Genomic DNA, 21,426 nt, shown 5'->3' on the forward strand with positions numbered 1-21,426 from the left:
GCCGCTTGTAATCATAGAAAGAATGGGTTTAAACCACTTTGCTTTCATCCCAGAAATCCACAGGTGCATTCACCACCGGTTTGATGATGCCGCTGCGGATGGCGAAATCACCGAAGCATTCGCCCTCTTCGCGCTGCGCCGCCCACGCACCTATCCATGTTTCTAAAATCAACAGGATTTCGTCAGGAGTGATGTTTTCTTTGAACAAACGCGGAATGCGCGTACCGGCTTTGTTGCCACCGACATGCAAGTTATAGCGACCGACGGCTTTGCCGACCAAACCGATTTCCGCCAACATCGCGCGGCCACAACCATTTGGGCAACCGGTAATGCGCAATACGATGGCCTCATCGCCGACGCCGTGTTTGTCCATGATTTGCTCGACTGCGGTGGTGAAGTCGGGCAAGAAACGCTCGGCTTCGGCCATCGCCAATGGGCAAGTTGGGTAAGACACGCAAGCCATAGACGCTTCGCGTTGGCGCGTCACTTCATCGTTGATCAAACCATGCTCACGCGCGATTTTCTCGATTTTGGCCTTGTCTTTTTTGGCCACGCCCGCCACGATGAGGTTTTGATTGGCGGTCAAACGGAAGTCGCCCGTGTGTATCTTGGCGATTTCACGCATGCCGGTTTTCAACGGTTTGCCAGGGTAATCGAGCAAACGGCCGTTTTCAATGAACAAGGTCAAATGCCATTTTTTGTCTTCGCCTTCGACCCAGCCGATGCGGTCGCCGCGTTCAGTAAACTCGTATGGACGGGTAGCTTCAAATTTCACCCCCATGCGATTTTCCACTTCCTCGCGGAACACATCCACCCCAACGCGCTCCAGCGTGTAACGGGTTTTGGCATTTTTGCGGTCAGAGCGGTTGCCCCAGTCGCGCTGTACCGACACCACACCTTCGGCGGCTTTGAGCGTGTGTTCCAAGGCCACATAGCCCAAGTCACGGGCGGTATTCGGGTAAGTCTTGGTATTGCCATGTTCCATGGACAAACCACCACCGACCAACACATTGAAACCGACCAGTTTGCCGTTTTCAGCGATGGCGATGAAGTTCAAGTCATTGGCGTGCACATCGACGTCGTTCAATGGCGGCACCACCACCGTGGTTTTGAATTTGCGTGGCAAGTAATTGGTGCCCAATACCGGTTCTTGTTCCAAACCGTCTTCGGTAGAGGCAAATTTTTCACCATCCAACCAAATTTCCGCATACGCACGCGTGCGCGGCAATAAGTGTTCGGAAATTTTCTTCGCCCACTCATACGCTTCTTGGTGCAAAGCCGATTCCACTGGGTTGGAAGTACACAACACATTGCGGTTCACGTCGCCGGCGGTGGCAATCGAATCCAAACCCAATTTGTTTAACCATTGGTGCATCGGTTTGATGTCTTGTTTGAGCACACCGTGAAATTGGAAGGTTTGGCGGTTGGTCAAACGGATGGAGCCGTAAGTGGTGTGCTCGGCGGCGAATTCATCTATGCCCAACCACTGTTCAGGCTGGATGATGCCACCGGGCAAACGGCAACGCAGCATCACGTTTTTCTTAGGCTCCAATTTTTGCTCAACACGCTCGGCACGAATGTCGCGGTCGTCTTGCTCATACATGCCATGAAAACGAATGAGTTGGAAATTGTCACCGTTAAAACCACCGGTCAATTCGTCAGCCAAATCTTCTTTAATCGTTCCGCGCAACAAGTTGCTCTCGCCTTTGAGGCGCTCATTGTCGGCCAAAGGTGCATCTGGTAGCTTAGCGCGTGGGTCTTTTGTGCTCATAATGTATTCCAAATAAATTTAAATTTGAATAAATACACAAAATGCATTCAAATTTAACTATAATTATTCAATGCTCATGGCATCTATATTAATAAAATCAAAGGGGTATTTCCATGTGGTTCCAAAACATACAGCTGCTCTTAGTTTCCCCATGGTTCAGCCTTATTTTGTTTGGCTTGATTTTCGTACTGGTGTTGAAGATCCATGCTCTGCAACAACAGCAAATCAAACTCGGTAGCGCCGCTACCCTCAAACAAGATTTGTTGCAACAAACCATCATCCAAAAAGGTGAAAACCTCTACCAATTGGCGGCGGTTTGGCTAGACGTTTCCGACCAATTACAACAACTCAATTACGACTACCTCAATGCGCGCATCATGCCCGAAGACTATGCGTTTCAACTGGATCACCTGTTGGATGAGCCCGGTTACGACGTTGGGCAAATCGAAATGCTCATACAGGTGTATTTCCCGTCTTTGTTGCCACAGTTTGAAGACATCAAACAATCGCTCAAGCGTTTGGCGGAAATCTTCGACCATTATGATTTTGACCCCATTAACAGCAATGATTTGGCGCGTTACAACCAACAATGGGAAGTCTTGGGTTTGCAATCGACAGCATTCAAACGCATGCTGTCTATGCAAATTCAAATGGTGCGGCCTGAAGCTCAGTAAACGTCGCGTTGGTAACGCTTGTTTTCACGCAATTCGCTCAAATACTCATCGGCATCATCCAAGCTCATGTTGCCATGCGCGGCGATGATGTCGAGCAAGGCTTGCTCCACATCTTTGGCCATTTTCAAGGCATCGCCACACACATACACATGCGCGCCGTTTTGCAGCCATTGCCACACATCGGCGGCATTTTCGCGCAATTTGTGTTGCACATAGACTTTCTCTTGGCCTTGGCGGCTCCATGCCGTCGACACCTTATGCAGCAAACCGGCTTTGCGGTATTGCAACCACTCGGCTTGGTACAAAAAGTCATCGGTGAATTTTTGATTGCCAAACACCAACCAGTTCAAACCGGCATCGCCATTGTTGTCGCGCTGCTGGATAAAGGCACGAAACGGTGCCACGCCTGTGCCTGCACCAATCATGATGATTGGCGTGTCGCCGTTTTCCGGTAAGCGAAAGTTTTTATTCGGCTCGACAAAGACTTTGACTTCACCGCCCTCTTCCAAGCGGTCAGACAAGAAACCTGAAGCACCGCCAGTGTAAGCATGGCCGTGATGCTCATACGCCACCCGACCCACGGTCAAATGCACTTCGGCATCCACTTCTGCTTGTGCCGAGGCGATGGAATACATGCGCGGCGTCAATGGGCGCAACAAGCCATGTAAGGCTTCGGCGCTGATGGCATGCGGGTAATCATTCAAAATACCGACAATAGGCGTGTTGTCCACAGCGGCCTGTAAAGCGCTGCTGTCTTGGATTAACTGCAACAATTCGGCATTTTGGCTCAATTCGGCATAGCCTTTGATGAATTGCGGCGTGTTTTGCGTCAATTCATCGTGAAAAGTCAGCGCTTCTTGAATGCTGACGCTTTGGCCATTGGCCAAGTGAATTTTTTCGTCGCCCGCCAAACCGGCCAAAGCCAATACTTCGCTCACCAAAGCTTCGTCATTGCTGAACCACACGCCCAGCGCATCGCCAGCGGTGTAATGGATGCCCGAATCGGCCAAGTCGATTTCGATGTGGCGCACGTCTTTGTTCGCTTCATTGGCGGTGATTTTTTGGCTTACCGACAAGGTCGCGCTGTAAGGCTGCTCTTTGGTGTAATGTTGCTCAGCCACTTCGCTCGCTGCGCTGGCAGCAGTCGCACTGGCTGCTGGCGCGGCAGTACTGGCACTGGCCAAGTCTTTGACCAAAGCCGCCACTTGATTGCGCCAAGTTTCAGATGCGGCCTGAAAGTCCAAATCGCAATCCACCCGTGCGGCCAAGCGCTTCGCACCCAATTTTTCCAACGCGGCATCAAAGTCTTTGCCCGCTTGGCAGTAATTCGGATACGAGGTATCGCCCAAGGCCAATACCGCGTAAGACAGCTGCGGCAATGATGGCGCTTTTTTACCGTGCAAGAATTTGTGCAAGCTCACCGCTTCTTCAGCCGGTTCGCCCTCGCCTTGGGTAGATGCCACGATGAGCAAAATGTCTTCGTTGGCGATGTTTTTGGCTTTGTAATCCCCAGCAGCCACCAATTGCGCGTCCAATTGTGCTTCTTGCAATTGCACCAACAATTGCTCGGCCACACGGCGGGCATTGCCCGTTTGCGATGCCGACAACACGGTGATTTTGCGAGCCACTGCCGCGGCGACCGCGGTTTCAACTGCCGCAGCCGCAGGTGCCGCACCGGCCAACACGGCCGCATTGCCGTCTTGGCTGCGCGCCCAGCAATAACCAGACAACCATGCCAATTGCGTGGCGGAAAATTGGTTCAATTGTTGTTGCCATTCCGGCGACAACGGTAAAACGGCTTGAGTCATGTGTTCCCTCGCTTTAAGCGGTGTTCTTTAATGCGGCCTGTAAGGGTTTACAGGCCGCTTGTTGGGCTTAGGCTAGATTGCCCAATCGTCGTTGTCTTGGGTGTCGATGATCATGCCAGCGGCCACGGTGTGGTTGGTGGCATCATCAATCAGAATAAACGCACCGGCGGCACGGTTGTCCGCATATGGCAGCGCCGCAATCGGTTTCATCAGGCTCAAGCGCACGCGGCCGATGTCGTTCATTTTCAAATCGGTGCTGTCGCTGGTTTGCCCCAAAGTCTGCACATCCCACACATAGTCTATCGCTTTGACTTTGGCGTACACGGTTTGGGTGCCGTGTTTGAGCCAGTATTTGCGTGCGGTATTGAGCGGACGCTCGTCCAACCAGCTCACGGTGGCGGACAAGAATTTGGTCGGCACAATTTGGCTATTGCCTGCGACCAACACATCGCCGCGCGAAATGTCGACATCGTCTTGCAAAGTGATAGTAACCACATCGCCGCGTTTGGCCGTTGCCACCGAACCATTGACGCCGTAAATGGCGCTGATGACCGAGCTGCGTGCGCTCGGTTCTACCCGCACCGCTTGACCGACGGCAAACTCGCCCGCTTCGATGCGGCCTTGGTAACCACGGAAATCATCGGCGGCACTGCCGTCTTGGCGCGCCACGCGTTGCACCGGCAGATACGCTTGTTCAGGCGCATCGACACGGCTGTCGTCGCCCACTGGCAACGATTCCAACAAGGCCAATAAAGGCTGACCTTGATACCACAACATGTGTTCAGACGGATTGACGATGTTGTCGCCTTGCAGCGCCGAAATCGGCACATAATACACGTCTTTCAAGCCCAAAGTGTCGGCCAAGTGTTGGTAAGCGCTGACGATTTGGTTGAATTTGCCTTGGTCGTAGCCAAGCAAATCCAATTTGTTCACCGCGATGATGATGTGTTGGCAGCCGATTTGTTTCAGCAAAGTCGAGTGGCGTTTGGTTTGTGGCAATAATTGCAATGGGTTTTGCTCAAAATCCAAGCGCGTGGCATCGACCAATACGATGGCGGCATCGGCGGTAGACGCGCCGGTGACCATATTGCGGGTGTATTGCTCGTGCCCTGGGGTGTCGGCAATGATGAATTTGCGTTTCGGCGTGCTGAAATAGCGGTAAGCCACATCGATGGTGATGCCTTGTTCACGTTCGGCTTCCAAGCCATCAGTGAGGCTGGCCAAATCCAAAGTGCCGCCGGCGCTGCGTTTGTTCAATTGTGCCACTTGATCGGCGAGCAAGGCTTGGCTGTCGTATAACAAGCGGCCGATTAAAGTGGATTTGCCATCGTCTACGCTGCCTGCAGTGATGAAGCGCAATACTGAATCTGTCGTACTCATGCTTGTGTTCCTTGTTTACAGGCCGCTTAAATCATTCCAAGCGGCCGGTAAGAATTCGTTGTTACCAATATCAGAAATAACCGGCTTTTTTGCGTTCTTCCATCGCCGACTCAGACACTTGGTCGTCCATGCGGGTGGCGCTGCGTTCGGAAATGGTGGTCTGGGCGGTTTCGGCCACGATTTCGGCCGGCGTAGACGCGGTAGAGGCCACAGGACAAGTGCACGAAATGTCGCCCACGGTACGGAAACGCACCGAGCGCACCTCGCTGACTTCGCCGTCTTTTTTAGGGGTTAAACGGGTCACAGGCACCAGCAAACCGTTTTTCTCCACCACTTCGCGCTGATGGGCGAAATAAATCGGCGGCAAAGCCAATTTTTCGCGCTCGATGTATTGCCAGATGTCCATTTCCGTCCAGTTGGAAATCGGGAACACGCGCATGTTTTCGCCTTTGAACAAACGGGTATTGTAGAGGCTCCACAATTCTGGGCGCTGTGCTTTCGGATCCCATTGGCCAAATTCGTCGCGGAACGAGAAAATGCGTTCTTTGGCGCGGGCTTTTTCTTCATCGCGGCGCGCACCGCCCATTAAGGCATCGAATTCATTGTCTTCAATCGCTTCGAGCAAGGTCACCGCTTGGGCAGCATTGCGCGAATCCAATTCGCTGCGCAGCACCACCGTGCCTTTTTTAATCGAGTCTTCGACATGACCGACCACCAATTCCACGCCCAAGCGCTCTACGGTTTGGTCACGAAAATCGATGACCTCTTGGTAATTGTGGCCGGTGTCCACATGCAATAATTTAAACGGCAATTGCAGTTTGCGTTCGCCGTAGCTAAAGGCTTTGCAGGCCAAGGCCAACAACACCACCGAGTCTTTGCCACCGGAAAACAGCAAGGCTGGATTCTTGGCCTCAGCAATCACCTCGCGGATGATGTAAATCGACTCGGCTTCCAGCCAATCCAAATGTTTGTTACTGATTGCGTCACTCATGTCTGCTTCTTTATTCAAAAAATAATCGGTATTTCAAACTCATGGTGTGCCCATGCGGCCTGTAAGGCTTACAGGCCGCATGCACAGCCTTATTTGTGCAAACCACACTCTTTGGTGTCTTTGTTTTCCCACCACCAGCGCCCAGCGCGGATATCTTCGCCTTCGCGCACCGGTTTGGTGCAAGGCTCGCAGCCTATGCTTGGGTAATGTTGCTGATACAGCGCATTCACCGGCACTTGATGCGCCGCCACATACGCCCACACATCGACTTCGTGCCAATCGTAAATCGGGTTGAATTTGGCGATTTGGTGCTTGCTATCGAATTCTTCAAATGGCAATTCTTCACGCGTGGCCGATTGTTCGCGGCGTTGGCCTGTCAGCCAAGCATCGGCGCCGGTAATGGCGCGGTTTAAAGGCTCGATTTTGCGGATGCGGCAGCATTCACGGCGCAAGTCTACGCTTTCGTAAAACGCATCGCGCCCGTGTTCGTTCACATAATGCTCAACCGCTGCCGTATCCGGCGTCATCACCCGCAGCGCTATGCCATAGCGCTCTTGGGTTTGTGGAATCAACGCGGCGGTTTCGGGATTCAAGCGGCCGGTTTCCAAGGTGAAAATCTGGATGTTCAGCCCCAAACGCGCAATCACATCGGTAATCACCATGTCTTCCACCGCCAAGCTCGAGGCAAAACGCGCATCTGAAAAACGCGTGGCGATGTCACGCAAGCGCTGCTCCAGCTCAGTGGTTTTGGCTGGCAGTTGTTGCTGAGTGGCTTCATCCACCGTGGGTATGGCCCAACCTTGAAAAAAAGACATGAAAAAACCCCATATTTGCAGTGGGGTTAGTGTAGCAATTTGAAATTGAATAACGAAAGAACATTCGTTTATGTGTTTATAGCCAAATTATCTATAAGCAACAAGGATGTTGTGGCAAACCTGCCTCAACATTTGCTTTCCGGCATTTGCTCCGCTTGCTTATTGCTCTCCTTACAGGCCGCATCCAAGCCTTGGACATCAGTACCGCTGACGATTTGACCTTTTAATTGTTCATATTCCAAACGGTAAGATTGCGCATCGGCAGGCTGCAATTTCTCGTATTTCACCACGCATTTCTCAATATTGGCGAGCAAGAGCTGGCAAGAATCGGGCAACGCCGCCAATTGGCTGGCAGACAATGGTGCCACGGGTGCACTGGCGCTGACAAGTGGGGTACTGGCGGCAGGCGGTGCGGCGGCTTTGTCGGCATCGGGCTGACACGCGGCCACCAACATCACCACTGTGGCCATCGTCCAAGCGCGTTTGTTCATCATTCACATCCTTGTGGTTTAAAAATTTGTCGCAGCTTTTCCTGCCCTGCTTGGCAAGATTGCGCTAATTGGCTTTGGTCGCTTTGTTGTTGCCATTGTTGTAATGCTTGTTCGCGGTAGGTTTGAAACAATTGTTGGCGCGTGGCATCGCCGTTCACCAGCAATTGTTCGCAGCGTTGCAAATAGTCCAAATACTGCTGACAAGGCTCAGGCAGGTGTTGTGCGCTCTGCGCCGTAGGCTTACAGGCCGCTAATGCGCAAACCCAAGCCAGCCATGCCCAGCGCTGCCTTAGCAACCCAAGTCTCGCAACGCTGGCTCGATGTCCATCAAGGCGCTGCTGCAGGTATTGTTCAAATTGCTCTTATCCGCTTCTTTGAGCCATGAAGCCTGCATTTCATCCAATTGCATTTGCAAGCTGGCGGTGCCTTCCAAACCGGACTTGTTCATCACGTCTATGCATTGCGATACCGCATCGACATAGTCGTTACACGCATCGGGAAAATCGGCAGGATTGAATTCATGTACGGGACGGGGCGTGGTGCTGGTGGTAGCCAAATCGGTGGTTTCAGCCGGTGCGATTGCCGGTGGCGCAGACGCGGTCAAAGGCACCGGTTGGATTAAATCGGTGCTGGCGGCACTGGCGCTGGAAGCGGCCTTCACCGTGACTTTTTGCAACTGTTCGTCTGACAAACCCTTGCCGCAGCCGCTCAAAAGCAGGCCCAGCAATACCGTAGAACAATACACATACGCGGGAGTAGATTCGATTCTCACGAGCTTATAACCATTTTCACTAAGTTCACAAAAATTGCTTCTTTCACATCTCAACACCGCTTCGCATACAATAGCGGCCTGAAATAAAGGAAGATTATGGATTATTACCCAATGTTTGCACGCTTACAGCAACGGCCGGTTTTGGTGGTAGGTGCTGGACAAGTGGCGGAACGCAAAGTCGACAGTTTACTACAGAGTGGTGCGCTCGTGCGTGTCGTGGCACAAAGCTTGAGCCCTTTGTTACAGCAGTGGTGTGAAGACGGCCGCATCAGCTACTTGGGTGAAGAATTCCATGCTGACATGGTAGGCGAGGTGTTTTTGGTCATCGCCGCCACCGATGACAGCGCCCTAAACCAACACGTATTCCAAGCGGCGGAGGCGGCGCACACCTTGTGCAATGTCGTCGACGATTTAAACAACTGCAATTTCATCGTACCGGCGGTGGTCGATCGTGGTGCACTGCAAGTGGCCATCTCCAGCGGCGGCAAAGCCCCTGTTTTGGCACGCATTTGGCGACAAAAAATTGAGTCTTTATTGCCACAGCATTTGAACGCTGCTGCGGAAATCGCCGGACGCTGGCGCAGCAAAGTCAAACAACAGGTTCACAATATGGGTGACAGACGCCGCTTTTGGGAAAACCTGTTCCACAGCCGCTTCGACACCTTGGTCGCCCAAGGCGATGTGGCCGCCGCCGAAGCCGAATTGGCCAGTCAATTACACGGTCAGCGCTCACATACAGGCGAAGTGGTATTAGTAGGCGCAGGCCCCGGCGATGTGGGTTTGCTGACTTTAAAAGGCTTGCAAGCCTTGCAAGACGCAGATGTGGTGTTGTACGACGCCTTGGTCAGCGATGACATTTTGCACCTCATCCGCAAAGATGCCGAACGCATCAGCGTGGGCAAACGAGCGGGCAACCACAGCGTGATGCAGGAAAAAACCAATGAATTGCTGGTGCAATACGCGCAGCAAGGCAAACGCGTGGTGCGGCTGAAAGGCGGTGACCCGTTTGTGTTTGGCCGCGGCGGTGAAGAATTGCAAGTGTTACAGGCCGCATCCATTCCTTACCGTGTTGTGCCCGGCATTACCGCTGCGTTGGGCGCGACTGCTTATGCCGGCATCCCGCTCACCCACCGCCAGTTCGCCCAAACCGCCACCTTCATCACCGGCCATTGCCAAGCCGATGGCTCCGATGTCGATTGGCCATCCTTGGCCTTAAGCCGCCACACCTTGGTGGTGTACATGGGCACCATCAATGCCGCCACCATCGCCGCGCAATTGCAGCAACATGGTCGCAGCGCCGACACGCCGGTGGCGGTTATCAGCAATGGCACCCGCGCCAACCAACAAGTGAGCACAGGCGTGCTCAGCGATTTGGCGACGCTGGCACAAAATGCACCATCACCCGCCTTATTGATCATTGGCGAAGTGGTGTCTTTACAGGCCGAGTTAAACTGGTTTAGCGCGCAAGAACTGGTGTGCGCTTAAGCGATTTCAGCTCGCAATAGCTATACACAAGGTGGCCATGCGCCACCTTGTTGATTTTTTGCTCACAAGTTACCCCACGCTCAACACCCTCACACAAATGCCATGTTTGATTGCCCTGTCGCCGTGACTTACAGGCCGCATACAGCAGCTGTAGTCCACTACAAAACACTGATAATTCAATCAATTAAATCACCATATATAACTTTTCAGCAGCTTGAAGCAGCGCATTATTCATAGCCTTGCGCATGGATACCGATAGCGCCATTATTGGCATTATCATGCTCAAAAATTCCACACCCTCCAAACTAACAACATCATACTCAAATTACCGATATTTTATTGCTAAAAATACTGAATTAAGAGCGAAAACAGTAAATTTAGTGCATTGATGCAAGTCAAGCCGCGATTTGAAAATACGGACAACAATTCTCCATGAATTCACTGACCGAGTGAACGCGCCGCTTGAGGCGATAATGAATGGAGACAGAAGATGAACTTACAATACGGATTGCCCGCCAATTTAATGGCGTGGGCGGAACAAAACCACGACAAACTCTCACCACCGGTGTGCAATGCGGCGGTGTTTCCCGATGGTGATTACATCATCAATATGGTCGGCGGCCCTAACTACCGCACCGATTTTCATTGCAACCCAACCGAAGAGATTTTTTACCAAATCAAAGGCAATGCGCATTTGAACATATGGGACCGCGGCAAGTTTGAACAAATCCTCATCAAGGAAGGCGATATTTTTTTATTGCCAGCCAACCTCATTCATTCACCACAACGCCCAGAACCGGGTTTGTGCTTGCTCATCGAAAAACCGCGCCCTGAAGGCCATCCTGATGCATTGAATTGGTATTGCGCCAATTGTGCGACGCTGGTGTTCAGTGCCAGCGGTCAATTGACCAATTTGGTTGAGAACTTGCCGGCTTGGTACCAATTGTTCTATCAAAAACCCGATGCTGAGCGGGTGTGCCCGTCTTGTGGCGAAGTCCATGCTGGCAAAGATGCCCAAACTTGGTTGGCACGCTTTAAAGATGTACACCAAATGGCGTATGGCTAAGCCTCTAGTCCAGCAAAAAAGCCCGCAAACATGTGCGGGCTTTTTTATCGGTTTAAAACTTACGCTTCTTTGTTTTTTTGCAATTGCGCTTGGATTTCCAAACGTTGCTTTTCCGCTTCGGCGCGTTGTTCACCACCCCAGTTGAATTTCTGCGCCATCATGCCCAATACCACCACGATGCCACCGAAAATACTGGTGTAAACCACTTCATTGAAGAAGGTGCCTTCGATGACCATGATTACCAAAGAAGCCACAATCACGGCAATCACCGCATAGGTCAACCATGGGAACAACCACATTTTCAATTGGATGTGGGTGCCAGAGGCTTCCAATTTGCGACGCATGTTCAATTGTGACACGGCAATGCACAAGTACACCAACAAGGCGATGGCACCGGTAGCCGCCATCAACACATCAAACACGTTCATTTTGTCGGTTGCGGTCAAAACAATGGTAATCAACGCCAAAATGCTGGACACCAACACACCCACATACGGCGCTTTGGTATTTTTGCCCAAGATTTGGAAGGCTTTAGGCGCATCACCACGGCGTGACAATGAGAACAACATGCGGCTAGAGGTGTACAAAGCCGAGTTAAAGCAGCTACACACCGACGTCAACACCACGAAGTTAACGATTTGCTTGGCGTAAGGAATGCCCAAGTGTTGCATGGTCACAGCGTAAGTGCCCACGGTAGAGTCTTTCAAACCTGGATCGGTATACGGCACCAAACACACCACGATGAAAATTGAACCGATGTAGAACAAAGAAATGCGCCATACCACCGAACGCGTGGTGCGGATAATTTCTTTACTAGGGTCTTTCGCTTCAGCTGCCGCCACAGTGACAATCTCCGCGCCAATAAACGCAAACATCGCCCCGAGCAAGGCCACCACCACCGATTGGAAACCATTAGGCATAAAGCCTTGGCTGGTCAAATGCTCAATGCCACTGACGTCACCAAACGGCCAAATGTGCACGATGGCAGACGCACCAATGATGATGAACGCCACAATCGCCACCACTTTGATTAAGGCAAACCAAAATTCAAATTCACCATAATTCTTCACGTGCATGAAGTTCACTGCCATCAAAGCCAAGGTCACAATCAACATGTAACCCCAAATTGGAATGGCCGGTATCCAAGAATTCAAAATTGCCCCTGCCACATAGGCTTCCCAACCCATTAACAGCGACCAAAAACTCCAATACAACCAACCGATGGTAAAACCTGCCCAACGGCCAATGGCGCGGTCGGCATAAGTCGAGAATGAACCGGTATCAGGTTGCGCTACAGCCATTTCGCCCAGCATGCGCATCACCAACACCACCAAGATACCACCACCCAAATATGCCAAGATGGCCGCAGGACCGGCATTGGCGATGACTTTACCAGAGCCAACAAACAAGGCTCCCCCAATAACGCCGGCGATGGACAACATCGTCAGATGTCGCGACTTCAAACCGCCTTCTAATTGATTTCCTGAACTGCTCATAGCTGAAACTCCTCACCTTGTTACCACACTTTGTCCTTCATACAGATGTAATCGGACAAAATATTTTTATTAAGATTTTTATTCTTGCGATGCAGCACAAATATACCTATCAATAAAAATTGACACAATATCAATATGATAGAGATTTCACCTTATTAATATATTTTGCAGTGCAGAAACAAGTTCCGCTAAATGAAACAACTTTGATTTTATACGCAATATTTTCGCAGCAGACGTAAGTTTATTATTAACAATGAACTGACATATTTTTTTCATGTCGATTTTAACTAGATTAAAAATGCGCATTTTTGCATGACAATTTCACGTTTACTTATTCACAATAATGTGTATTGAAACACTTGATTTTTCTACAAATAACAAAGCGGCCTGTAGGTTTACAGGCCGCTTTTAACATCCATATACACATTAACTGAACAAATAAAGTAATAAGTTCAAAATGGCCACACCGGTGACCATCGCCACCAACACATTGCGCCAGCGTGCGTACACCAACAAAACCAGCAATAAGGCCAAAATTTGCGCCAACAATTCCCGCCATTCATGCAGTGCAAATGCGGCCTGTAAGGGCAAGGCCGCCAGTATCAACACCATCATCACACTCAAAGGCAGGGCGAAATTCAAGGCATTGAGCCATGGCGATTCCAACAGTTTGCGTGGCAATAAAGTCGGCGCGGCGCGCAGCACAAATGTGATGGCGCTCATGCACACCAAGGCGATGAAAAATACCGTATTGCTCATGCTGCCCTCCTTTTGCTGCTGCGCAATTGCCACAATAAGATGCCCAGTGCACACAGCCCCACCGCCAGCAGCAGCAAATAATCAATGCTGACAAAACGGGCGATGCTAAAGGCCAGCACTGCCAACACACACGGCCACCACACGCGTTTGGCTTGGTATTGCTCATATGCCAACACCACAAACAAACAGGTCAAGGCAAAATCCAAATGCGGTATCAAATCGTTCAAACCTGCGCCTATGCCCAAGCCGATGACCGTACCAACGACCCAATACATTTGATTGAGCCAAACGATTTTGACAAACAGTTTTTGCGCTGTTTGTTGCGGTAAGGTGGTCAGCAGCGAAAAGCTCTCATCGGTTAAGGCAAACAAGGCATACCAACGCTTGATATGGCGTTTGGGCAGCTGTTGCAATAAGGGCAAGGCATAAAAGATGTGGCGCAGATTGATGACCAGTGTGTTCACGCTCAAAGCGGCCACACCAGCGCCAGCGGCCAACATCGGAATGGCGGCGTATTGCGCCGCACCCGAATACAAAAACAGGCTCAGCAATACTGCCCACCACCACGGCAGCCCTGCCGCACTCATTAACACACCAAAGGCGATGGCTGCAGGCACATAGCCCATGCCCACGGGCATGCTCAGGCGCAGCGCTTCTTTCCAAGCGGATTGTTGGGACATAACTCACTCAATAATGGGGTGGCGGCTCATTGCCGCTGGTAGACATTTGGTTATCAGCCGCTTCGCTGAATTTGCGATACAGCAATTGCAATTGTTTTTGTTGCGAGGCCAGTTGTTCGTACAATTCGCTGATTTGTTTGTTCAACACATCTATGGTGTCGTCTTGCAGCGCCAGACGAATTTCCAATTCGGTAATGCGTGTGTCCATGTCTTGCATCGCTGTTCCTTCCTAATTAAGCCTCTGTAAGCAAGCGATATGGCTTTTACAGGCCGCTTGATAACAAAAAACCGCCCGGAGGCGGTTTTTATCAGACAGCTTGGTATCAATGACGACGGTTGCGCAAATGGTCCAAGGTTTTCAACTGAGCAATTGCAGCGGCCAATGCGGCTTCTGCAGTTGCGCGTGCTTTGTCGCTGTCGGCTGCTTTCAATTGTTTCTCAGCAGCTTCCAATGCGGTTTTCGCACGTTCAGCATCCAATTCTTGGCTGCGAACCGCAACGTCTGCCAACACGGTGATTTTAGAAGGTTGAACTTCCAACAAACCACCAGCAATGGCAACAGTCACTTCTTCCGCTTGACCAGGCACTTGCAAACGCAATACACCTGGACGAACCTTACTCAAAATCGGCACGTGTTGTGGATAAATACCCAGCTCACCGCTTTCGGTAGGCACCACAACAAAGCTGGCCTCACCCGAATAAATGGTGGCTTCGTTACTCACCACTTCAACTTGCATGGTACTCATGCTTGCCTCCTTAGTTTAAGGTTTCAGCTTTAGCTGCAGCCTCTTCAATGCCACCAACCATGTAGAACGCTTGTTCTGGCAAGTGGTCGTATTCACCATTCAAAATGGCTTTAAAGCCTTTGATGGTGTCGCGCAATGACACGTATTTGCCTGGAGAACCAGTAAACACTTCAGCCACGTGGAACGGTTGAGACAAGAAGCGTTGGATCTTACGAGCACGCATCACAGTCAATTTGTCTTCTTCAGACAACTCGTCCATACCCAAAATCGCGATGATGTCACGCAATTCTTTGTATTTTTGCAAAGTAGCTTGTACGCCACGAGCCACTGAGTAGTGTTCATCGCCCAAAACTGCTGGGTCCAATTGACGTGAAGTTGAATCCAATGGGTCTACCGCAGGGTAAATACCCAAAGAAGCAATGTCACGGCTCAATACGACAGTTGCATCCAAGTGAGCAAACGTAGTAGCAGGAGACGGGTCAGTCAAGTCATCCGCAGGTACGTATACGGCTTGAATCGAAGTAATAGAACCGGTTTGTGTAGAAGCAATACGCTCTTGCAAACGACCCATTTCTTCGGCCAATGTTGGTTGGTAACCCACAGCTGAAGGCATACGACCTAACAATGCAGACACTTCAGTACCGGCCAAGGTGTAACGGTAAATGTTGTCGATGAACAACAATACGTCACGGCCTTTACCGTTTTCGTCTTTTTGGTCACGGAAGTATTCGGCCATGGTCAAACCAGTCAAGGCAACGCGCAAACGGTTACCAGGAGGTTCATTCATTTGACCGTAAACCATCGCTACTTTGTCGAGTACGTTAGACTCTTTCATCTCGTGGTAGAAGTCATTACCTTCACGGGTACGTTCACCCACGCCGGCAAATACAGACAAACCACTGTGTGCTTTAGCGATGTTGTTAATCAATTCCATCATGTTCACGGTTTTGCCCACACCGGCACCACCGAACAAGCCCACTTTACCACCCTTAGCGAATGGGCAAAGCAAGTCAATCACTTTGATACCGGTTTCCAACAATTCGGTAGAGCTAGACAACTCATCGAATTTAGGAGCGGCACGGTGAATGGCCAAACCTGTTTCAGCGCCGATAGGACCGGCTTCGTCTACAGGGTTGCCCAACACGTCCATAATACGGCCCAAGGTTTTTACACCCACTGGTACAGTAATAGGGTTACCGGTGTTGGTCACTGCCAAACCACGTTTCAAACCATCTGAACTGCCCATGGCAATGGTACGTACCACGCCATCACCCAACAATTGTTGGACTTCAAGGGTCAGATCAGCGTCAACCAATTTCAGGGCGTCAAACACATTAGGGATGGCATCACGTGGAAATTCCACGTCTACCACTGGCCCAATGATTTGAACGATTTTGCCTTGGCTCATTATCGTATCCTAATGTATTGGAGGTTACAGGCCGCTTATACGGCTGCTGCACCCGCCACAATTTCTGACAACTCTGTGGTAATTGCCGCTTGACGCGACTTGTTGTATACCAAACGCAATTCTTTAATGGCATTGCCTGCATTGTCGGTTGCGGCTTTCATTGCAACCATACGCGCGGCTTGTTCTGATGCCATGTTTTCACTGACAGATTGGTACACCACAGACTCTACATATCGACGTACTAAGAATTCAAGTACAGACATAGGGTCAGGTTCGTAGATGTAGTCCCAGTTGTGAGATGCTGTTTCGCCTGGCTCTAACACATCTTCAGGCAAAGGCAACAACTGTTCCAAACGTGGCTCTTGTTTCATGGTGTTGACAAACTTAGAGTAAACCAAGTAAATCGCATCCAATTGACCTTTGGTGTAGCGGTCGAACAATACCGAGATGGCGCCCAATAAAGGTTCCATTTTGGGGGTATCGCCCAAGCCCACTTCGCTGGCCACCACATTCACTTGAGCACGTTGGCACGCAGCCAAACCTTTGCTGCCCAAGCAAACCACATCACTTTTGATTCCTTCAGCGTCCAATTCCGCTACTTTAGCGAAGAAACGCTTCAGCGAGTTGGCATTCAGACCACCACACAAACCTTTGTCAGTGGAAACCAAAATAAAGCCAACTCGTCCAGAACCGGTGTGTTTTTTCAACAATGGCACTTCAACCTCTTGGTTAGAATCTGCCAAGTGAGCCATCACACCACGAACTTTGTCTGCGTACGGACGCGCTTGGCGCATCCGTTCTTGAGTCTTACGCATCTTGGAAGTAGACACCATTTGCATCGCTTTAGTGATCTTTTGGGTATTTTGAACACTGCGAATCTTGGTGAGAATTTCCTTTCCTACTGCCATCTTAAGACTCCTTTTAGCTTATTACGCTTGAACGTAATCAGTTGATGCACGGAAAGATTGCATTGCTTTAGTCAACGCTTCTTCATCAGCATCAGACATTTTGCCAGAAGCATCCATGTCTTTGATCACATTAGGCAATTGAGTCTTAACGTTTGACAAGAACTCAGCTTCGAATGCCAAAGCTTTGCTCACAGGAACGCCTTCGTAAGAGCCATTGTTAATCGCCCACAAAGTCAAGGCCATTTCGCCAGTAGACAAGGTGTTGAATTGTTTTTGCTTCATCAATTCAGTTACCACTTCACCATGACGCAATTGTTTGCGAGTGGCTTCATCCAAGTCAGATGCGAACTGAGAGAACGCAGCCAATTCACGGTATTGAGCCAAAGCCAAACGAATACCACCACCCAATTTTTTGATTACTTTGGTTTGCGCTGCACCACCTACGCGAGATACCGAAATACCTGCGTTGATTGCTGGGCGAATACCAGAGTTGAACAAGTCAGTTTCCAAGAAGATCTGACCGTCGGTAATCGAAATGACGTTGGTAGGTACGAAAGCAGACACGTCACCCGCTTGGGTTTCAATGATAGGCAATGCAGTCAAAGAACCGGTTTTGCCTTTCACTTCACCGCCAGTTAATTTTTCTACTTCATCCGCATTGATGCGAGAAGCGCGCTCTAACAAACGAGAGTGCAAGTAGAAAACGTCACCAGGGTAAGCTTCACGGCCAGGTGGACGACGCAACAACAATGAGATTTGACGGTAAGCAACGGCTTGTTTAGACAAGTCATCGTACACAATCAAAGAATCTTCACCGCGGTCACGGAAGTATTCACCCATTGCACAACCTGAGTAAGGGGCAATGTATTGCAAAGCGGCAGCTTCAGAAGCTGTTGCTGCAACGATGATGGTGTGATCCATCGCACCGTGTTGTTCCAATTGACGAACCACGTTAGCGATAGAAGAAGCTTTTTGACCAATCGCCACATAGATACAGATAACGCCAGTACCTTTTTGGTTAACGATTGCGTCCAATGCCACAGCAGTTTTACCTGTTTGACGGTCACCAATGATCAACTCACGTTGACCACGACCAACTGGAACCATAGAGTCAATGGCTTTCAAACCAGTTTGCATTGGTTGGTCTACAGATTGACGTGCAATCACGCCTGGGGCAATTTTTTCGATAGGTGAAGATGCGCTTGTGTTGATTGGACCTTTACCGTCGATAGGTTGACCCAAAGCATTTACCACGCGACCAACCAATTCACGACCGACTGGAACTTCCAGAATACGGCCTGTACAGGTTACTTCGTCACCCTCTTTGATGTGCTCGTATTCACCCAAGATCACCACACCAACGGAATCGCGCTCTAAGTTCATCGCTAAACCGAATGTGTTGCCTGGGAATGCAAGCATCTCACCTTGCATCACGTCTGATAAGCCATGCACGCGCACAATACCATCGGTCACAGAAATCACAGTACCACGGGTACGAATTTCTTGCGCAACCGACAAATTGTCGATTTTGGCTTTAATCAAATCGCTGATTTCAGCAGGATTAAGCTGCATGAAACATCTCCTAATTAGTCATTGCCGCGTACAGCTTTTGTAATTCAGCTTGTACGGACAGATCCAGCACTTGGTCACCCACTTCAACTTTTACGCCGCCGATTAATTCTGGGTCTACCACCACTTTAGCATCCAATTTACTACCCACTTTGGCTTGTAAATCCAAAACCAATTGTGAGAATTGTTCTTCCGACAATGGGAAGGCACTGTAAATCACTGCTTTTTTGATGTGACTGGCAGACAAATAGAGGGCTTGAAATTGAGTGAAAATCTCTGGCAAAGCATTTAAACGATCATTTTCTGCCAAAGTGCTCAAGAACGCTTGCATGCGCTCATCAGCACCTTCGGGCAGCAGTCCCAACAATACCGCAGCTTTTTCGTCTGCAGATTGTTCAGGACGATCAATGGCAGCGGCTACTTTTGGCACCGCAATGGCCTGAGCCAGATTTTCTAAGACGGCGACCCAATCACCAGTCTTATTGTGTTCTATTGCCAAACTGTATAACGCTTTTGCGTAAGGTCTGGCTACGGTTGCCAACTCAGCCATAAGGTCACAGCTCCTGTTTCAAGGTGCTCAAGATGTCAGCGTGTTTCGCAGCATCCACTTCACGACGCAAGATTTTCTCTGCGCCTTTCACAGCCAATGCACCAACTTGTTCACGCAAAGTTTCGCGTGCGCGGTTGGCTTCAGTTTCCACTTCCGCACGGGCTTGAGCCACGATGCGAGCCGCTTCTTCACTGGCTTGTGTGCGAGCTTCCTCAACGATTTGCGCTGCACGTTTGTCAGCATTGGCCACCAATTCGGCGACCTGCTGACGACCTTCGGCTAAAGTTTCTGCAACACGTTTTTCTGCCTGTTCAGCATCGCTTTTACCACGTTCAGCAGCAGCCAAACCTTCAGCGATTTTGTTGGCACGCTCGTCTAACGCTTTCACGATTGGAGGCCATACGAATTTAATCGTAAAGATAACCAAGATCAGGAAAACAATTAACTGAGCAATTAAGGTTGCATTAATATTCACGATCTTAACCTTTTGGTAGTGTTAATCAAAATAGCGTTTTTAAAAACACTTATTTGAATTAGCCTGCAAATGGGTTAACGAACGCGAACAACAATGCAATAGCAACACCGATCAAGAACGCAGCGTCGATCAAACCAGCGATCAAGAACAATTTAGTTTGCAAAGAACCCATTAATTCTGGTTGACGTGCAGAAGATTCCAAGTATTTAGAACCAACCAAACCAATACCGATAGCAGCGCCCATAGCACCGAAAGCAACGATCAAACCACAAGCGATAGCGATTAAACCACCCATTTTAAAACTCCTAGATAAAGAAAGGGATAAAACAAACTACAAACATTTCAACTAATGAAATTCTTTTTAAACACACTTCACAATCAGTGATGATCGTGGGCTTGGCCGATGTATACGAACGCCAACACCATGAAAATAAACGCTTGCAAAGTAATGATCAAAATATGGAAGATTGCCCAAGCAGAGCCTGCCAAGATGTGCACCAAGAACAAGATAGGGTCTAAGATACCAACAGAACCACCTACTGCCCAAGAACCGCCCAACAACGCAATCAATAAGAATACCAATTCACCGGCGTACATATTACCGAAAAGTCGCATACCATGTGAAACGGTTTTTGAAATAAATTCAAGAATTTGCATGAAGAAGTTCACGGGTGCCACTTTGATACCAAATGGCGCTGAGAACATTTCGTGCATCCAGCCACCAAAACCTTTGATTTTGATGCTGTAGTAGATACATAACAACAACACACCAATGGCCAAAGCCAATGGGGTATTCAAGTCAGCAGTAGGCACCACACGCAAGTAAGCATGGTGATCGCCTTGAATCCACTGCCAAATCACTGGCAACAAGTCCACAGGCAACAAGTCCATCGCATTCATAATGAAAATCCACACAAACAAGGTCAAGCCCAAAGGCGCAACCACTTTGCGGGATTCGGCATTATCAATCACTGATTTGCACATATCATCGACGAATTCAATCATCAATTCACAAGCGGCCTGAAAACGGGTTGGTACACCTGCTGTCGCAGTTTTGGCACCACGCCATAAAACAAACAATACCAACACACCCAACAAAGCTGATACCACGATACTGTCTAAATTCCAGTATGAGAAATCAACGATGCTTTTTTGTGCATGCGGTTGGTTTGTGTAGTTCACCAAGTGGTGATTGATATACTCCGCGGCCCAATTGCCGCTGCTTTCACTCGCCATGATTTAATTTCCAAAAAACAATAAAAACAATGTGACTGGCTAAAAATAGGCCGATTATGAATGGCAACCACATGATTTGGCTATGGAAGAAAAACATAATCAACAACAACATCACCGTTGCCAGTGCTATTTTTAAACCCTCTGCCATTAAAAAACCTGCGTACGACAACAATGGACTTTGTGAAAAAAGGTTTAAAAGTAACACCGCGATAGCCGTAGGCACTGCGTAACACAACCCACCTATCACTCCTGATACTGCGGCTTCCTGCCCCCATATAGGGTATAAAACCAGGCCGAATAGCGCCACAACCAAGAGTTGATATGAAATAATTTTCTTCATGTTGAG

Annotated in this window: 24 protein-coding genes; 3 read left to right on the top strand and 21 right to left on the bottom strand. The window is 49.5% G+C overall.

Annotation, left to right across the window (positions count from 1 at the left end):
* Positions 1 to 28: 28 nt before the first annotated feature.
* Entirely contained in the window at positions 29 to 1,771 is a 1,743-nt protein-coding gene (gene cysI / locus BN3003_RS10505; RefSeq protein ID WP_058356605.1) for an assimilatory sulfite reductase (NADPH) hemoprotein subunit, read from the bottom strand.
* A gap of 113 nt (positions 1,772 to 1,884) precedes the next feature.
* Between cysI and BN3003_RS10510 the strand changes: the two genes are divergently transcribed.
* Complete coding sequence (locus tag BN3003_RS10510) at positions 1,885 to 2,445, top strand: hypothetical protein (protein ID WP_058356606.1); 561 nt, start codon at positions 1,885 to 1,887, stop codon at positions 2,443 to 2,445.
* On the opposite strand, the gene BN3003_RS10515 is transcribed toward BN3003_RS10510, so the two are convergent.
* The 7 genes from BN3003_RS10515 to BN3003_RS10545 all read right to left on the bottom strand — a co-directional run bounded on the left by BN3003_RS10515 (position 2,439) and on the right by BN3003_RS10545 (position 8,702).
* Positions 2,439 to 4,253: an assimilatory sulfite reductase (NADPH) flavoprotein subunit gene (locus BN3003_RS10515; protein WP_058356607.1), complete on the bottom strand. Its 1,815-nt coding sequence runs from the start codon at positions 4,251 to 4,253 to the stop codon at positions 2,439 to 2,441. The genes BN3003_RS10510 and BN3003_RS10515 overlap by 7 nt on opposite strands.
* A 72-nt stretch (positions 4,254 to 4,325) precedes the next feature.
* Positions 4,326 to 5,633, bottom strand: coding sequence for a sulfate adenylyltransferase subunit 1 (locus BN3003_RS10520; protein ID WP_058356608.1), 1,308 nt, complete (start codon positions 5,631 to 5,633; stop codon positions 4,326 to 4,328).
* Positions 5,634 to 5,703: 70 nt separating this feature from the next.
* Positions 5,704 to 6,624, bottom strand: coding sequence for a sulfate adenylyltransferase subunit CysD (gene cysD / locus BN3003_RS10525; protein WP_058356609.1), 921 nt, complete (start codon positions 6,622 to 6,624; stop codon positions 5,704 to 5,706).
* A gap of 89 nt (positions 6,625 to 6,713) precedes the next feature.
* Positions 6,714 to 7,439 (bottom strand): phosphoadenylyl-sulfate reductase, encoded by a 726-nt coding sequence (locus tag BN3003_RS10530; protein WP_058356610.1) that lies wholly within the window; start codon positions 7,437 to 7,439, stop codon positions 6,714 to 6,716.
* Between the two features lie 125 nt (positions 7,440 to 7,564).
* The gene (locus tag BN3003_RS10535) at positions 7,565 to 7,933 is read right to left on the bottom strand and encodes a hypothetical protein (protein ID WP_147645411.1); all 369 of its coding nucleotides are present in this window, start codon (positions 7,931 to 7,933) and stop codon (positions 7,565 to 7,567) included.
* Positions 7,930 to 8,226: a hypothetical protein gene (locus BN3003_RS18850; protein WP_147645412.1), complete on the bottom strand. Its 297-nt coding sequence runs from the start codon at positions 8,224 to 8,226 to the stop codon at positions 7,930 to 7,932. The genes BN3003_RS10535 and BN3003_RS18850 overlap by 4 nt, the downstream gene beginning before the upstream one ends.
* Complete coding sequence (locus tag BN3003_RS10545; RefSeq protein WP_147645413.1) at positions 8,220 to 8,702, bottom strand: hypothetical protein; 483 nt, start codon at positions 8,700 to 8,702, stop codon at positions 8,220 to 8,222. The genes BN3003_RS18850 and BN3003_RS10545 overlap by 7 nt, the downstream gene beginning before the upstream one ends.
* Before the next feature lie 96 nt (positions 8,703 to 8,798).
* Here BN3003_RS10545 and cysG point away from each other — a divergent pair, with 96 nt between their 5' ends.
* Complete coding sequence (cysG, locus tag BN3003_RS10550) at positions 8,799 to 10,187, top strand: siroheme synthase CysG (protein WP_058356614.1); 1,389 nt, start codon at positions 8,799 to 8,801, stop codon at positions 10,185 to 10,187.
* Positions 10,188 to 10,677: 490 nt separating this feature from the next.
* Positions 10,678 to 11,253, top strand: coding sequence for a 3-hydroxyanthranilate 3,4-dioxygenase (nbaC, locus tag BN3003_RS10555; protein ID WP_058356615.1), 576 nt, complete (start codon positions 10,678 to 10,680; stop codon positions 11,251 to 11,253).
* 59 nt (positions 11,254 to 11,312) lie between these two features.
* On the opposite strand, the gene BN3003_RS10560 is transcribed toward nbaC, so the two are convergent.
* The 13 genes from BN3003_RS10560 to BN3003_RS10620 all read right to left on the bottom strand — a co-directional run bounded on the left by BN3003_RS10560 (position 11,313) and on the right by BN3003_RS10620 (position 21,420).
* On the bottom strand, positions 11,313 to 12,749 hold the full coding sequence (locus BN3003_RS10560; protein WP_058356616.1) for an amino acid permease: 1,437 nt from the start codon (positions 12,747 to 12,749) through the stop codon (positions 11,313 to 11,315).
* 426 nt (positions 12,750 to 13,175) lie between these two features.
* On the bottom strand, positions 13,176 to 13,508 hold the full coding sequence (locus tag BN3003_RS10565; protein ID WP_058356617.1) for an AzlD domain-containing protein: 333 nt from the start codon (positions 13,506 to 13,508) through the stop codon (positions 13,176 to 13,178).
* Positions 13,505 to 14,188, bottom strand: a complete 684-nt coding sequence (locus BN3003_RS10570) for an AzlC family ABC transporter permease (protein ID WP_058356618.1) — start codon at positions 14,186 to 14,188, stop codon at positions 13,505 to 13,507. The genes BN3003_RS10565 and BN3003_RS10570 overlap by 4 nt, the downstream gene beginning before the upstream one ends.
* 7 nt (positions 14,189 to 14,195) lie before the next feature.
* Positions 14,196 to 14,405 carry a SlyX family protein gene (locus BN3003_RS10575; protein ID WP_058356619.1) on the bottom strand — a complete coding sequence of 70 codons (210 nt, stop codon included), beginning with the start codon at positions 14,403 to 14,405 and terminating at the stop codon, positions 14,196 to 14,198.
* Positions 14,406 to 14,511: 106 nt separating this feature from the next.
* Positions 14,512 to 14,934 carry a F0F1 ATP synthase subunit epsilon gene (locus BN3003_RS10580; RefSeq protein ID WP_058356620.1) on the bottom strand — a complete coding sequence of 141 codons (423 nt, stop codon included), beginning with the start codon at positions 14,932 to 14,934 and terminating at the stop codon, positions 14,512 to 14,514.
* 10 nt (positions 14,935 to 14,944) lie between these two features.
* Complete coding sequence (gene atpD / locus BN3003_RS10585; RefSeq protein ID WP_058356621.1) at positions 14,945 to 16,342, bottom strand: F0F1 ATP synthase subunit beta; 1,398 nt, start codon at positions 16,340 to 16,342, stop codon at positions 14,945 to 14,947.
* Positions 16,343 to 16,377: 35 nt separating this feature from the next.
* On the bottom strand, positions 16,378 to 17,250 hold the full coding sequence (atpG, locus tag BN3003_RS10590) for a F0F1 ATP synthase subunit gamma (RefSeq protein WP_058356622.1): 873 nt from the start codon (positions 17,248 to 17,250) through the stop codon (positions 16,378 to 16,380).
* Positions 17,251 to 17,271: 21 nt separating this feature from the next.
* Positions 17,272 to 18,822 carry a F0F1 ATP synthase subunit alpha gene (gene atpA / locus BN3003_RS10595; protein ID WP_058356623.1) on the bottom strand — a complete coding sequence of 517 codons (1,551 nt, stop codon included), beginning with the start codon at positions 18,820 to 18,822 and terminating at the stop codon, positions 17,272 to 17,274.
* 10 nt (positions 18,823 to 18,832) lie between these two features.
* Positions 18,833 to 19,369 carry a F0F1 ATP synthase subunit delta gene (locus BN3003_RS10600; protein WP_058356624.1) on the bottom strand — a complete coding sequence of 179 codons (537 nt, stop codon included), beginning with the start codon at positions 19,367 to 19,369 and terminating at the stop codon, positions 18,833 to 18,835.
* Positions 19,370 to 19,373: 4 nt separating this feature from the next.
* Positions 19,374 to 19,844, bottom strand: coding sequence for a F0F1 ATP synthase subunit B (locus BN3003_RS10605; protein WP_058356625.1), 471 nt, complete (start codon positions 19,842 to 19,844; stop codon positions 19,374 to 19,376).
* 58 nt (positions 19,845 to 19,902) lie between these two features.
* A complete protein-coding gene (atpE, locus tag BN3003_RS10610) occupies positions 19,903 to 20,139 on the bottom strand; it encodes a F0F1 ATP synthase subunit C (protein ID WP_058356626.1) in 237 nt (78 codons plus the stop codon).
* An 83-nt stretch (positions 20,140 to 20,222) separates the two neighbouring features.
* Positions 20,223 to 21,080 (bottom strand): F0F1 ATP synthase subunit A, encoded by an 858-nt coding sequence (gene atpB / locus BN3003_RS10615; protein WP_058356627.1) that lies wholly within the window; start codon positions 21,078 to 21,080, stop codon positions 20,223 to 20,225.
* Positions 21,070 to 21,420 (bottom strand): ATP synthase subunit I, encoded by a 351-nt coding sequence (locus BN3003_RS10620; protein WP_058356628.1) that lies wholly within the window; start codon positions 21,418 to 21,420, stop codon positions 21,070 to 21,072. The genes atpB and BN3003_RS10620 overlap by 11 nt, the downstream gene beginning before the upstream one ends.
* Positions 21,421 to 21,426: the final 6 nt, after the last annotated feature.

This window comes from Vitreoscilla massiliensis, from assembly GCF_001457815.1.
Taxonomy (GTDB): Bacteria; Pseudomonadota; Gammaproteobacteria; order Burkholderiales; family Neisseriaceae; genus Vitreoscilla; species Vitreoscilla massiliensis.